Here is a 16,114-nt window from a genome sequence, read left to right on the forward strand (position 1 = left end):
GAATTACTTAGTCAAAATTTATTAAAATTCTTCGTTTTTCATTCTAATATCTTAGTACAGATTCTCTCGGTATTTTCCGTCTAAGACATCTTTCAGATATTGACCATACTGGTTCTTTTTCAATACCTCGTAAACTTCCAGAACTTCTTCCTTTGAAATCCAGCCATTTAAGTATGCAATCTCTTCCAGACATGCAATCTTACGATGCTGATGTGTCTCAACTGTCTTTACAAAGTTTGTAGCATCTACAAGGCTCTCATGTGTACCAGTATCCAGCCATGTGAATCCCTGTCCGAGAAGTTCTACATTCAGGTTGCCCTTCTCAAGATATACACGGTTCAGGTCTGTGATCTCCAATTCTCCACGGGCACTTGGTTTCAGGCTCTTTGCATACTCTACAACTTTATTGTCATAGAAGTAAAGTCCTGTTACACAGTAGTTGCTCTTTGGATGCTCCGGTTTCTCCTCGATGGAAATTGCTTTTCCTTCGTGGTCGAACTCAACAATACCGAAACGTTCTGGATCATCTACATAGTAACCAAATACTGTAGCACCTTTGCCTGTCTCAGCATTTTCTACTGCTGCCTTCAGACGCTTGTTCAGTCCATGTCCTGCGAAAATGTTATCTCCAAGAACCATAGCAACTGTATCATCACCGATAAACTCCTCGCCAATGATAAATGCCTGGGCAAGTCCGTCCGGGCTTGGCTGAACTGCATAAGAAAGATGTACACCAAACTGATGTCCGTCTCCTAACAGCTCTTTGAATCTCGGTGTATCCTGTGGTGTAGAGATGATCAAGATATCACGGATACCTGCATTCATCAGCACAGACATCGGATAATAAATCATCGGTTTATCATAAATAGGTAATAACTGTTTTGATGTTACCATAGTCAGAGGATAAAGACGTGTTCCAGATCCTCCTGCTAAAATAATTCCCTTCATATAGGAACCTCCTCGTAATAAATACAATACATAGTTTAACCATATCTCATAAAGTTATGGCATGTTCATGATTGCATTATAAAAGGTGACCCTAGGTCACCTTCAAGTACTTTTTACAAAAAATGTAACTTTTTTGTAATATTTAAGAAAATCTTCAGGAATTCCATGCTATAAACACGCCCGCGTCTTTTGTAATCCGGAAGCCTTTTTCCGTCTTTTTCCGCACATAAGTCTGGAATTCTTTATACCGATCCAGTATATACTGGCTTTGATTTCCATGACAGGACAATATATACGATATCAACGGCTCTGGATCCGGAATTACAAGTTCATCTTCGTATGTTCTCCAATGAACATCCGTAAAATATTGCTCCAGTATCTCAGCCCCATTCTCTCTTCCAAATCTTTCATACAGTTTTTCTGCCGATAGAACAATTCTATCATCAAAGCTCTGTACCAATTCACTGACTTCTTTCATATGCTCGCCACCATAGGTACTGCACACAAATCTTCCACCAGGCTTTAATACACGCCTCACTTCCCGGCACACCTGTAATATATCCTCACAGTAAAACAATACATGTCCGGCAACTACCAGATCAAAGCTCTGATCCTCATATGGAATTCTGTGGCAGTCAAAATGCCGAAACCGGAACCTATGGTCTCCAATCCCTACATTACGTCTCGCATCCCGAAGCATACCTTCCGATGTATCTGACAATGTAATCTCTATATTCTCTGGAAGTTTATCTTTATTTTCCTTCCAGAGCGTTCCATCACCACAGCCGATTTCCAGTACCTTCATGCCATCTCTCACACAAAGCTGCTCATAAATCCACGGAAACCATCCCTCTTTATTCACGGAATAAAGGCTGTGCAGATTAATTCTTGCTGATATATTGGACGCATCCTGATACTGGTTCTTCAAACTCTTCTCCATACCAGTCAGATGAATCAAATTCAACATCTGGCTCCAGTCAATGGTGTGCTCCTTCTGAATCAGTTCCGATGTATCCTGTATTGCTTTTTCTACAAGCTGCATCTGCTCAATCTTATCTCTCACAAGCTTCAATTGAATATTCAATGAATTCAGCATAAAATGATAATCCGCATCATCAATGGTCATCTCTCTGATATCATCCAGCGTAAATCCCAGGTACTTCAAAAGAAGAATCTGCTGCAGTCTGGCAAAATCTTCATCTGTATAGAATCTTGCCCCTGAATCCGACACATACGATGGCTTTAAAATATTCTGTTTGTCATAATACCTGATTGTCCGAAGTGTCACATGCGCCATCCGCGCAAACTCTCCGGACGAATAATAACCTGGCTTTTTCATTCTACCTTTGTTACACCTTTATTCTTCACATCTGCCAATCAGACAACTCTTCCAATAAAATACTGCACCATACTTTAGCACTTTTTGATACCCCTGAGCATACATACCATCCGCATAGCGCATCTCTTCTATCTGCTTCAAAGCCCTTTCTTCTGCCTTTTGCATACTCTCCACGCTGTCAGTAATCTTCATTTCCGTAATAACTGCCCGACGCTTTTTCTTATCTTTTATTACAAGATCCGGTCTCCCAAGTCCACTTTCATAATTAGACTCCACAATATAACCTGCATTTGCAAATAGTCCCGCTAAAAATGTATGATAAAAACTCTCTGCATAATCATGGTAGCTGATAGTCTCAAATAAAAGTTCTGATATCAAATCTGACAATCTGCCAACATCTTCATTCCACAAAGCCTCGAACAATTCACTTCTGTCACGAACAGCTATCCGCTCGTCAAACCAACGCACTACACTTTTCCTGAAAATATCCATAATCTCTGCATTTGGGATTTTCAAAAATACTTTCGTCTTTCCAGACACCGGATTTTTAATATCCTTGGTCAGATATCCAGTCAGATACAACACACTCCACAGATTTTCTTCCGAATCTGTCAAATTCTCATACGTCAGGTTTTCTGTAATATTGACCTCTATCGTCTCACCTGCAAGAAGCCTCTCAAAAGAATCTGTCACATCCATGCCTTCACATGATAAAAATGTACGAATGATATCATTATGACTGGTATTTTCCCAGAAATTCTCCGGTTCACTTTCTGATTCGAATGCCAGTTTATTTAGATAACACAACACATCCCACGGGCAGTAAATCTCTGTCTTTCCAAAACAGTATCCATCATACCATTTTTTTATCTGATCGAAATATTCAAGATTATCAGTATTCTCTAAAAGTTTTCGTACTTCCTCATCCGTAAAACCAAAAAAGCTGCTGAATCTTTCATCCGCAATGGTATCTGCCACAAAATTATTGGTACCTGTAAAAATACTCTCTTTCGAAATACGCAGACAGCCTGTGATTACCGAAAACTTAAGTGCTGTATTATCCTTTAATGCCTGGCTCATCATTGTACCAATTACATCCAGCATCTCATTATAATATGCTTTGGCTCCTGCCTTTGCCATCAGCACATCATACTCATCGATCAGCAGAATCACCTGTTTTCCATAGTATATCTGCATCATACGCATTAATATTCTAAGTGAAATCTGCACATCTGGTTTATTTCCCTGCCACCGTTTCAATCTGGCAAAAATCTCTTTATATGATTCATCAATTTCAGTACATTTTTCTAAGTAAGCATGTTCTACATATAGCTGTGAAATAATGGATTGCAATAACCCATATGCATCTTCAAAGGTTTCCCCACCTGCATCTTTAAAGCTAAGAAAAATCACAGGCCATTGATTCATCCACAATTCACACAGTTTCTGATCTTCAGCAATCTTCAAACCTTCAAACAAGGCTTTACTATCTCTGCGAATATCAAAGAAAGAAGCCAGCATACTCATCACAAACGTCTTTCCAAATCTGCGAGGTCTTGTAAAAAGTGTAATCTCCGCAGGTTCTGTCTTCACCAAAGTCTGAATCAGTTCCGTCTTATCCACATAGTAATAATCATTTTTCCTAATCTTCTCAAATTCAGAAATACCAATCGGGATATTGTATCGAATCACTTTTCCACCTCCATGCCAAATATATTTTTATTATAAAGCAACTCCCGGCTTTCCACAACGAAAAACCGGGAATTCCTGTTTCTGTACTATTTTTACTCAAAACGATCCATATATCCAGGATAATCGTTATGCCCTGTCTCTAAAGTATTTCCTTCCACCGTAATCTTAATCTTTTCGCAACCATATGCATCTAAAAATGTATTTACAATACTTCCGATTGTATAATACTCACCAGTTGTTCCTTTACTGCTCACATATACACCAAATGCTCCATTAAAATCTACCTCCAGACTTTCCACACCCTCTACTGTCTGCTTGTCACACTTTAATACTTGAACATCTGATGACAATACAGATTTTTCAATTAATGCATTCACAATATTCTCTGGTGTCAGTTCAGCAATCTCTACACTCTCAGATACAAATGCGGTTGCATCATCATTACTCATATAAACCTTGATTTCTACAGATTTATCCTCATTTGAAACCGTATTCTGTGACTTTTCATCTGAATTCTCTCCTGACTGTTCTTCTTTATTCTCATCTTTCTGATCAGCGTTATTCTTATCCTCCTGCTGCTCTGTTTTTTGATTAGCAGTTTGAGATGAATCTGTGCTTGTAGAATTACTACATGCTGAAACTGATACTAACATTACTACTAATAAAATAGCAAATACTTTTCTTTTCATTTTATTTTCTTCTCCATATAATCAAGTTTTTTCTTTATTAAACAAATTTAATGCATTTTGATGCTTATCATTGAATGAACCTTATTTTTTAATTCTTCTGCCTATTTTTCTAAATATTTCAGTTGTTCTCCAAGAAGTCGACTCATAAATTTCTTGGAGTAATGTATTTAATTGTCCTATTTTTTGATTCAATGAATAATTTTCACCGCACACCTTTTCTATTACCGCACCTGCACATTCATATAAATCCGCAGCATTATATTCAATTCTTAACGTTTTTGCCTTTTTCCCTTCCAAAGGAATTATAATTTGAGGATCCAGTTTACCAAAATAAATATCTCCACCAATTTTCTGTCCATTAACTATGGTATATTTTTCCTGACGCACTCCATCCAAATATATTTTCATTGATTTCATTACAACTCTTCCATAATCATCCGGATCAAAACGAATATTACAAATGTCATCTGGAAGCTCCATCTGGACTGTGATTACATTATCTTCTTTATTCATCAAGGAGTATTTTTTTATTTCTTTATTTTTTTCACTATATCCTGCCCCTCTGTCAAAGAATATTTCCGCTTTAACTTCTTGAACAACATATTGTTCTAATGGAGACTGAAATTTCTGAAATAATTTTCCCATCGTTTTTGATGAATCTACACTGCCTTCAACAGCTATATTTTCCATCATCTCTAACACTCTTCTTGATGAATTTGCATCTTGATATTTATGAAAAATACTTATTTTCTTAGTTCTTTCAGCTTTATACTCGTCTTCTCCTTTTAATATCTTACCCAAATTTTCTAACAATTCTTTTTGAGTCTTTATAATTGCTCCTGGCATCAGTAACGTTGGATCATCAACTACGAATCCTCTGTCTTTTTTATATTTTTCTATATCCGGACATGAAAATAAAATCGGTTTGTCTAATAACATATAGTCTGCATATATCGACGAATAATCAGTAATTAGACCATCAAAAGCAGACATAATATGGTAAATTGTACATAACTTTGTATTCATAATTTGTGTATCCAGAAATAAAAGCCTCTTAGGCAATTTAAAATCTTCACTTTTATACATTTCGTTATCTGCAAAATGTACCTTTGCAATGATGTATGCATTATTTTTTTCTAAAAAACAATCCAATTCTTCGACATCATAATCCGAATAATTAAAAATATTTTTTTCGAAATGCTCTCCTTCATCTTTTAATCCCTTACGCATAGTTGGTAAATAAAAAAACAATCTGCTGTTCTTTACGTCAATATCAACTAACTTCTGCAACTCCTCCTGCGCATTACTCCAAAACATAATATCATTTCTTGGATATCCAGTTTCCTTAACTTTTCTTGGGTCAACAGCAAACATACCACTCAATGTAAGATGTGAAAATCTCGATGTAGCTGTAATAAGATCTGTCTGTGTTGTGATTATTTTTAAATCATCAAAGCTTTCAGTATTCGAGGCTGCGCTATCAAAAAAGCCTATTACTTTCAGTGGAAATCCATGCCATGCTGCTACATGAACTTGACCAACTTTCTTTTCATATGCCAAATCAAAAGATGATGTTATTAAATAATGTGCTTTAGAAATAGTCTCTTTAGCTAATTCTGAACCTTCTAATGCACATTCAATACCCTTATCTAATAGCAAATCATATATTTCTTTGTCTCTTATAATCCAAAATGTTTTATAATTTGTATTTTTTACAACATACTCCCATAATCCCCTGGAATTATCTGCAAAATCTGGGCTTGATATAAACACCATTAAATCTTTTTCTATTCTCTCTCTCATTCTTACTATACCGCACGCTAATTATATAAGTGTCCTCTTTCTCCTAAAATTTCTTTAATTCCGTTTTTATTTTTGTTGTAGATACTTCCGGTGTCCGTTCTAAATACACGACCTCACATATATCTTTCAAATCATCAAATTTCCCTTTCCAGTCATCTCCCATAACAAATGTATCTATATGATACATTTGTATATCACTTCTTTTTTGTTCCCAAGATTCTTCTGGAATAACTAAATCCACAACTCTTAATGCCTCTAATAACCTTTTTCTTTCTTCATAAGAAAAATAACACTTTTTATTTTTTTGTTCATTGAATTCATTGGTGGACAACCCTACTACCAAATAATCTCCCAGCTTCTTTGCACGTTCCAATAAATTAATATGTCCATAGTGAATTAAATCAAATGTTCCATATGTTATTACTCTCTTCATATTTTATTCCTTTTCCAACAAATATTTTATTCATTATATCATATATTCTGAACATTTTCACTAAAAAAGGAATCAGATAACATATTTCAATACATGTTATCCAATTCCTTTATATTACACCTTAATGATAAACTACAACAGTTGTTCCTGACGGTATTGTATCATATATCCATTTTGCATTATTGATATCCAACCTGACACAACCATGTGATAATGGCATTCCTAATCTTCCATCTCTCAATGTTCCGTTCTTATTATATAAAACGGAATGGAATAGATAATTACCTTTAAACTGTGTATACCAGTAACATCTCGAAGCCCCGGAATCGAAATAATATCCTCTGATTCCAACCGTAAAAGTTCCTTCTACTGTTGGTGTGCTTGGTGCTCCATCACTGCAATCCCAGTATCGAATACACGTCCAGTTACCTTGCCATCCTTGAAATACTCCTACTTTATGTGTACTTCTGTTTACTAAAATAATATATGGGGTAGAACTTCCATATAAATTTGCTCTGGCCTGCATCAGTCCCTGATCTGTCGGTGCCTTTGTTAATGAGTAATGTGTCGCTCCTGCATTATATTTCGTTCCATTACTAGTTACATAGATATGTGTGGTATAATTTCCACCATTATTATGTTTTGTACTATCAACAACTGCATTCCATTTCCCATTTCCTTGATTTACACCTTCATACCATATAATGTCATCCTGTCCATTAGCATCACTCCATGACGGAAATTGAACTCGACTTGCCGATGCCCCCATAATTCCAACTTCTCTTTTTGTCGCACTAAGAGAAACATTATATACATAATCTTTAGCAATGATATTGCACTGATTCGAACCACCAAATACAGTGACACCATTTCCCATAGTAATATATGTATGAATTTTATAAGTTCCAAAATGATGAGCATGATTCGAAACTGGTACATTTACTACATAATTTCCAGATCCATCTTTAATTGCTGTATACCACACAATATCGCTTTGATTAGCTGCACACCATACCGGTACTTGAATTTTTTCAATACCTGATGCTGCACCAACAGCGGATACCGTAACTTTGAAACTACCTTTTGTTCCATTTATATCCGTCACTGATACAATTGTATTAGGAACACTTTGCACCTCAAAGCTTGTTGCTCCTATAAATGCTCTGTTTCCCCCTTTTGTTATACAATATGCATGTACATTATATGATCCTAATTCTTTATGATTTCTAATTTTCACATCACATGTATAATTTCCATTAGAATCTTTCGATGCATTATACCATATAATATCATTTTGACCTGAACTGCTTCCCCATACTGCAAAAGAAACAGCTTTCTCTCCAGCCGGAACTTCCAAACCACTTAATGTTATTTTGTAAGTACTCTCTGTTCCAGCTATATCTTCAACTTTCAAATTTGTATATGTAGATGATATATCACAACTTGTAGCGCCCATCCATTGTTTTGCTCCAGTTATATCAGTCATATATACATGTATCTTATAAAGACCTAGATTATATTTGTGATTACTTATATTTACATTTACAACATAATCACCCTCTTGATTTCTAGTTGCATTATACCATACAATGTCCCCTTGGTTTCCTTCTGACCATATCGGTACCTGAATTTGTTTTATTAATTCATTATGCTGAATTCCCGTAATTTTAACTTGGAATTCCCCAGATTTCTTTTTCTGATCATTTACTTCAATCGCACCAATTGTAGGAGCATCTACTTTAAACTCCGTATTACCGATATATTTCAAGCTTCCATCTGCCATTTTTGCATATGCATGTACTGCATATGCTCCCAATCCCTTATGATCTGCGACTGACATAGTCAAAGAATATTTTCCATCGCCATTTTTCTTTGCTGTGTACCACCGTATATCATCCTGACCGTTAACTTTACTCCATATCGGAAACTGTACTGCAATCTCTCCTCCCGGGACTTTTAATCCTTCGAGTTCTATCTTAAACTGCTTTTTGTCACTGGTCCCTTGTGTGCATGTTAATGCTCCACTTTCAATATTTACCTCCAATGTTCCTACAACCATACCTGTTGTATTCCCAGTTATATCGGTCATATATGCATGCGAAATATAAGTGCCCATTGAATACTTATGATTTTTTATATTAACATCTACTACATATGTTCCATCTTTACTTTTTTTTGCACTATACCAGACAATATCATCCTGTCCATTTATCGCACTCCAAGTTGGAACTTTAATTTCTTTTATCAATTCGTCATGTTTTACATCCGAAAAAACAACTTGAAATGTTCCAGCCTTCGAATCATAATTAGTAATTTCTGCCTTACCAATTTCAGGCCCTTCCACCTCAAAAGAATGGTTTCCAAGAAATAGCAGTTTCCCACCTTTTGTTTTGGCATACGCGTGTACTGCATATGTTCCAAATCCTTTATGATTCATTAAAGAAATTGTCTTTTCATACTGATTTCCTACGTTAGTCGAATTATACCAGATAATATCATCCTGTCCATTCACTTCACTCCAGACAGGAAACTGGACTGCTTCTATTCCTCCTGGAACCACCATTCCTTTAACTGAAATATTATATTCATAACTGCCAGTCTTATTTTCTACTGATACAGTTCCAAGTTGCGCATTTATTTCCTGCTCTAACGCGCATACTCCATATCTTCTTCCAGTAATATCAGTAATATATATATGTACATAATACTTTCCTAGTGCATACTTATGATTGCTAATAAATATATCTTTTTCATATTCTCCATCTGCATTAGGCGAAATATCATACCATATAAGATCATCCTGTCCGCCATCTTCACTCCAAACCGCAAACTGCACTTTTTGAACATATTCGCGTTTTTCTATTATACCTGTAGTAGCGTGAATAATTCCTTTTTCGAAATCTTTGATTTCAACACTTGGCTCGTTCAGTTTCGGCTCCTCTGTTGAAAATGCTGTAGATTCTAAGAAATTCATATTTCCATTTTCATCCACATAATAAGCATGCACTAAATATTTTCCAAGCCCTACATGGTTCAACAATGAAACCTCTGTCTCATATATTCCATTTTCTTTCTTTGAAGCATCATACCAAACGAGATCATCTTGCCCATTCAGTTCACTCCAGACCGCAAATTTAACTTTTTTTACAGAAATCGGTTCTGATGAAAAAGTATACTTTATTATATATTGTGCCACTCCTTTTTGAACAACTTCTAAGTTGTCATTTACTTCCGCACTTCTATCCGTAATCTGTTCTTGATTTAGTATCTGTTCTTCATTTTCTGCATTAACATCATTTTGATTTTCCACTCTATCTTGAGCTTCTTGCTCTTCATTAACAACCTGTGTGGTTTCATTGCTGATTAACTGTTGATTTTCAGTTATCCCTTCCGCATATACACTTTCAGCAGTCATCATGCACACTAATGAAAACACAACTATCAATTTTTCAATTCTTTTCCTCATAGGCCTCTCCTCTCAGTTATTTTAATCCAAAGTCTCCTCGCTCCATTGACAAATTAGGATTATAATAGGGATCTCCGTGTTTTAATATTTCCGGCCATTTCTGTGCAAATGTTGCAATTTCTCCATTAAATCTTTCTACCTTTTCCGGAGTATCTTCTAATCCTCTAGATTTAGATTCATAATGGTACAATTCTGCATATGGATTATATACAATTCGATATCCTGCTGTCCTTATCTTCATGCATAAATCAACATCATTGAATGCAACCTTTAAATCCGTATCAAACCCTCCTATTTCTTCAAACACCTCCTTCTTCACCATCATACATGCTGCAGTCACCGCACTAAGATCCTGCGCACAAATAATTCTAGAAAAATATCCATTTGCACTTCTGTCCAAACCTAAAAATGCATGACCTGCAATTCCTCCGAATCCAACTATCACACCTGCATGTTGAATTGTATTGTCAGAATAATACAATCTGGCTCCTACTGCTCCTACCCCTTCATGCATACAATATCCAACCAATTCTTCCAAACAATTATCATTTATAATCTCCGTATCGTTATTCAAAAATAATAAATAATCACCTTTTGCATATTTTACACCAAAATTATTAATTGCAGAATAGTTGAATTCATCTTTCCAATATACAACATGTACTTTTGAATTCTCAGCTTCTACTTTCTGATAATACTCAAATGTTTTTTCTTCCTCACTATTATTTTCTATAATAATATACTCATAATTTTCATAGTGACTTTTTCTTTCTATTGAATTTATACATTTTTCCAAATCATCTATATGATCTTTATTCGGAATAATAATGGAAATCATAGGTTTAGCATCTATAATATGCTCCGTTTTGTAAAGCCCCAAATATTCTCCTTGATGTACTTTAGCTTTTATCCCCACACGATTATAATGCGCTTGAATTGCTCTTGCTCCTGCTTCAAATGCATACATTTTGCTTTCTGGATTTTCTGCTGTCGAATCTTTGTGCGCTCTCCAATGATATAAAACTCTTGGAATATGATATACTTTTTGTGCCACTTCAACACTTCTTAATACAAAATCATAATCCTGCGCACCATCATATTCTTTATTTAAAACTCCAATTTTATCGATTATCTGTTTACTTACTACATACAAATGGCAAATATAGTTCATTGAACATAACAACTCTATATTGAAATCAGTCTTAAAATGTGGTTCAAAATATTCTTTTCCATCCATTGTAACTTTATCTTCGTCCGAATAGATTGCTTCAACGCTTCGATCCTGATTCAACACTTTTACACACTCAAACAATGCATCTGGGGTTAACAAATCATCATGATCTGCAAAAGCTATATAATCACCACTAGCAATAGCAATTGCCTCATTTGTGTTTTCCGATATCTGTAATGCATTATCATTTCTGACTATCTTTATCCGTTCATCTTTTTCTTCATACTCCTTCAAAATTTTTTCTATCGGTGAATTCTCACCACTACCATCCGATAAGCATAATTCCCAATTTGAATAGGTCTGATTTTCAACTGATGCAATAAACTCTCTCAAATATTTTTCAGGAGTCTTATATAATGGTACAACAATACTGAACCTAGGCTGATATTCAAATTTTTTTGCCTTTTGTTTTTCCAAATCGCTTGAAGAAAGTATATATTTCTTTCTCCAAGTCATATAATCATTTTCTTTAATTTTTAGGATTTTTTTTATAATCAATTTTGTAGTTGTCTTCACTCCATTTTGTGACAAACTATTTAAAGTTTTTTTACTCAAACCAACTACTTTTTTTGTTCCTTTAGATATGAGACTAGGTCTTACATTACATTGGAATTCAGACTTTCTCTGACCATCAATCATAACAACCGTAACTTTTTTATATCCTTTATCCATAAATTCAATATTGAATCCGTGCACTTGTCTCTGCTTTGCCTCTGGATATTCTGTTACAACATCATTCCTGAATATATCTTTTATCGCAAATTCAATCTTCCTATTACGTTCATCCAAAATACAGATTTCTACATCATCCTTATCCGCTACATACCAACCCTTTATATTAATTTTGTCATCTGCAATTTTAGTTTCTTCAATGTATTTATCAATCTTTTTCTGCTTACTTATAATCTTGGCACACGGAATTGCATATACCAGTTTCTCTTTATTATCAATCTTCTGGAAAACCCGCACACATTGCTTCGCATTAATATCTTCAGGAAGAGGAATCCAAAAATAATACTCTCGATCAATATTATAACTCTCATTCAAATGTTTTTTTCGAATCTCAATTCCTTCTTTCACTGAAACTTTAGGAATCAATCTTTGTTCTCCCAGTAAAAAGAAAATGTCACTTTCTTCCACTTCATTTTCTGTAAACCAACATTGAACAAGCAGAATATTAGGATTATCAATCTTCAATCTGTATTTAACAATTTGAAATTCATTTTTTGTTTTTTCCATTTTACTTTTCTCCATCATTATTTAAATAATTTATATAAGAATTTCATAAATAAAACAATATACACAACAAAAATGAGTAATACTGCAAATGTTTCAAAATCAAAACGATTTGTTATAGTCTTTAAAATTAACGTACCCTGTGTATTATTTCCTGCAACTGTAAATATTGTTGATTTTTCAACCTGAGGTTCAAAATAAAAACCAACTCCATTATTTTCTGTTGTATTTGAAATTTCGAATATTATTCTATAACTTTTGCCTTTGCATTTTTCCACTGTATCAAAACTATATTTCTGAAACTTCCCATTTTTGATATCTTTCGCATCAACATTTCCTTCTGCAACAATTTTACCAGAATCTACCTCTTCTAATGTATATTTAACTACAATATCAGTAACATCCCCGATTGTCTGAGTTTTTACACTTACACCATCCAGTGTATCCTCTACGCTGACAAATGACTGTTCAATCGTTCCATTCTGAACTAGTCCCGTACTTTGATACTGATTATTATCTATATTTCTATCATATACATCATTCGCTTTCGCAATATGTGCATATACAAATGCGAGAACTAAAACAATGATTGTTATTATAATTTTTTTAATATATTTCATATTACGCCTCACCTTTATGAATTTCTATATTCTTCACAGATTTCTTCCGCATTTCCAAAACGCTTCACATGCCCTTTTTCAAGCCATACAATTTTGTTGCATATGGATTTCACCTGATCAATGCTATGAGACACAAAAAGTATCGTCGTTCCTTTGTCCATCATTGCATGAATTCTTTCTTCACATTTCTTTTGGAATCTAAAATCTCCAACAGACAATACTTCATCCACAATCAAAATGTCTGGTGTCCCTATCGTTGCTATTGCAAATGCCAATCTTGAAACCATTCCTGATGAATAATTTTTCACTGGTACATCCATAAATTCTCGCAGCTCCGAAAACTCAACTATATCCTCATAATGCTGTTCCATGACTTCCCTTGAATGACCTAAAATTGCTCCATTCAGGTACACATTTTCACGAGCAGTCAAATCAAGATCAAATCCTGCTCCCAATTCGATTAGCGGTGCTACTCCACCATTAACAGTAACTTTTCCTTCGGTCGGCTTTAAAACACCTGCAATAGTTTTTAGCATTGTACTTTTTCCACTACCATTCAATCCAACTAATCCAAGCGAATCTCCTCGGTATACTTCAAACGAAACATTTTTCAATGCCCAAAATTCTTCATATGAAACCTGATTCTTAAGACTTTTAATCACATATTCTTTAAAAGTATCAAATCGCTCCGTTGATAAATTGAATTTTATAGAAACATTCTCAACTTTTATAATTGCTTCCTGCTTTTCCATAATGCACCTCTAAATATTTAAAATAAACTCATCTTGATTCTTGTAAAATACATACAATCCAATTAAAAACATGAGCGCTGTTTCAATAATTGCTATAATCAAGGATTTCAAATCAAATATATTATTATTAATCATAACATCACGAAACATCATCAACATATTTGTCAATGGATTTAACATTACCAGCTTATATAACCAATTAGGCAATATAGACATCGGATAAATAACCGGTGTTAAATACATCAAAGCTGTTGTAAAAACAGAATAAAGATGCATAACATCTCTAAATTTAACTGTAATTGCAGCAAGCACTAATCCAACTCCAAGTGAAAACACCACTAACAAAATTAATGGTATCACAACAAGTACTACTTTCCAGTGCAATTCTGCTCTTGTTGCAATCATAACTAACAACAGTGCTGTAAAAGATGCTAAAAGATTAATGAAACTAGATATTATTCTTGATAAAACAAATAAATATTTCGGGACATATACTTTCTTAATCAACGATCCATTGCTTATAATCGATGACATTGCATCAGTCGTTGCCCCTGAAAAGAAATTAAATACAACTTGTCCACTTAATATATACAACGAATAATTTTCCACGTCAAATTTAAAAATATTTGAAAAAACCAATGATAAAATTATCATCATACATAGTGGATTTAATAATGTCCATAATACGCCTAACACTGAACGTCTATACTTAATCTTAACATCTCTTGCAACCAATTCTCCTAATAACGGTTTAAATTTTTTAAAATTCTGTATATAACTATTCACAATATACCTCCAAATAATTTATCTATAATGCAAACTAGCAGTATCTTTCGATACTGCTGTCCGCTTCACTATTTCATGTATAAATTATTATATTTTAACATTCCACTATTATCCATAATTATAAAATATCCTGTCTATACATTCATAATACTCAGATATTATATCATTCTATAATAGTATTTGCAACTCTACATTGTCTTTAATTTTTTTATCATCGTTACTATAGATGCGCCATAATTTGCACTTGTTGCCCATCCATACCCATTAGGATTTTCCTGTGTACCAAGCCATTCCACATACGGCGCACAACCGCGTGTAACCAAGTTAAATCTTGGATCCACACGTGCATTATTTAAATCATTTGTACTTGCATATGCTTTTAAATGCTGTATTTGGGCTCTCACACCAATCCTCACATCAGGAAACCATGCGCTGCTTCCTACTGGATCATTATCTACTGCACCTATTCCTGCAAAATTGTTCTGTTCAATTTTCACTGCTCCACCATACTTTAACCAGCCAGTTTCTTTCATTGACTGAGCAAATGCAACTTCTGCCCGAACACCTTCTGCCTCTGCTTCCTGCAAATAAATTTCACAGAACTCTTTCAATGTAGCTGCTCCACTTGCGCCTAATTTTGCAGCCGGATACTGATTACCTGTGCTCTCATAATATTTCACCATCTGATCTACCGTTACACTGGTTTCACCCATAATCGTATAATACTTGCTTGCTGTAACCAATTGAGATGCTGTATCTACTTTCTGTACGAGACCATTTTCTCCTGTTACATACACATGTACTTTATATAATCCTGAATTTCCTTTATGATTCATTGGATCTACGTATACTTTGTAAGTTTCATCGTTTTGTTTTTTGGCATTATACCAAACAATATCATTTTGGTTTGCGGCACACCATACAGCAGCCTGAACTTCCGACACTCCTGACGCACTATTTACTTTCGGAATAATAATTTCAAAACTTCCATCTACATTACCGTAATTATCAATCAGAACACCTGACTCCAACGATATATTAGAGACTGTAAATGTTGTTGTTCCTAACTCAAACTTCCCACACCAATAAGGTGTGCTGAACCTTGATAACTCTATATTT

At 34.6% G+C, this 16,114-nt stretch carries 12 protein-coding genes; all 12 read right to left on the reverse strand.

Annotated elements, in window-relative coordinates; genetic code table 11:
• Positions 1 to 51: 51 nt before the first annotated feature.
• Entirely contained in the window at positions 52 to 948 is an 897-nt protein-coding gene (gene rfbA / locus LI164_RS07270; RefSeq protein WP_117494794.1) for a glucose-1-phosphate thymidylyltransferase RfbA, read from the reverse strand.
• A gap of 154 nt (positions 949 to 1,102) precedes the next feature.
• Positions 1,103 to 2,287, reverse strand: coding sequence for a methyltransferase domain-containing protein (locus tag LI164_RS07275; protein ID WP_227086937.1), 1,185 nt, complete (start codon positions 2,285 to 2,287; stop codon positions 1,103 to 1,105).
• Positions 2,288 to 2,305: 18 nt separating this feature from the next.
• Positions 2,306 to 3,979 carry an AAA family ATPase gene (locus LI164_RS07280; RefSeq protein ID WP_227086938.1) on the reverse strand — a complete coding sequence of 558 codons (1,674 nt, stop codon included), beginning with the start codon at positions 3,977 to 3,979 and terminating at the stop codon, positions 2,306 to 2,308.
• Positions 3,980 to 4,071: 92 nt separating this feature from the next.
• Entirely contained in the window at positions 4,072 to 4,668 is a 597-nt protein-coding gene (locus LI164_RS07285) for a GerMN domain-containing protein (RefSeq protein WP_227086939.1), read from the reverse strand.
• A gap of 81 nt (positions 4,669 to 4,749) precedes the next feature.
• Positions 4,750 to 6,471 carry a CDP-glycerol glycerophosphotransferase family protein gene (locus tag LI164_RS07290; protein WP_227086940.1) on the reverse strand — a complete coding sequence of 574 codons (1,722 nt, stop codon included), beginning with the start codon at positions 6,469 to 6,471 and terminating at the stop codon, positions 4,750 to 4,752.
• A 43-nt stretch (positions 6,472 to 6,514) separates the two neighbouring features.
• Positions 6,515 to 6,904, reverse strand: a complete 390-nt coding sequence (gene tagD / locus LI164_RS07295) for a glycerol-3-phosphate cytidylyltransferase (RefSeq protein WP_227086941.1) — start codon at positions 6,902 to 6,904, stop codon at positions 6,515 to 6,517.
• Between the two features lie 121 nt (positions 6,905 to 7,025).
• On the reverse strand, positions 7,026 to 10,370 hold the full coding sequence (locus tag LI164_RS07300) for a GBS Bsp-like repeat-containing protein (protein ID WP_227086942.1): 3,345 nt from the start codon (positions 10,368 to 10,370) through the stop codon (positions 7,026 to 7,028).
• A gap of 16 nt (positions 10,371 to 10,386) precedes the next feature.
• Positions 10,387 to 12,840, reverse strand: a complete 2,454-nt coding sequence (locus LI164_RS07305) for a glycosyltransferase (RefSeq protein ID WP_227086943.1) — start codon at positions 12,838 to 12,840, stop codon at positions 10,387 to 10,389.
• 17 nt (positions 12,841 to 12,857) lie between these two features.
• Positions 12,858 to 13,457, reverse strand: a complete 600-nt coding sequence (locus LI164_RS07310; RefSeq protein ID WP_227086944.1) for a hypothetical protein — start codon at positions 13,455 to 13,457, stop codon at positions 12,858 to 12,860.
• A 14-nt stretch (positions 13,458 to 13,471) separates the two neighbouring features.
• Positions 13,472 to 14,209, reverse strand: a complete 738-nt coding sequence (locus tag LI164_RS07315; RefSeq protein WP_227086945.1) for an ABC transporter ATP-binding protein — start codon at positions 14,207 to 14,209, stop codon at positions 13,472 to 13,474.
• A gap of 9 nt (positions 14,210 to 14,218) precedes the next feature.
• Positions 14,219 to 14,995, reverse strand: coding sequence for an ABC transporter permease (locus tag LI164_RS07320; protein ID WP_227086946.1), 777 nt, complete (start codon positions 14,993 to 14,995; stop codon positions 14,219 to 14,221).
• Positions 14,996 to 15,183: 188 nt separating this feature from the next.
• A partial coding sequence (locus LI164_RS07325) for a GBS Bsp-like repeat-containing protein (RefSeq protein ID WP_227086947.1) occupies positions 15,184 to 16,114 on the reverse strand: 931 nt, incomplete at its 5' end.

Origin of the sequence: Dorea sp. 210702-DFI.3.125, from assembly GCF_020560945.1 — a bacterium.
Lineage (GTDB): Bacteria > Bacillota > Clostridia > Lachnospirales > Lachnospiraceae > Dorea > Dorea formicigenerans.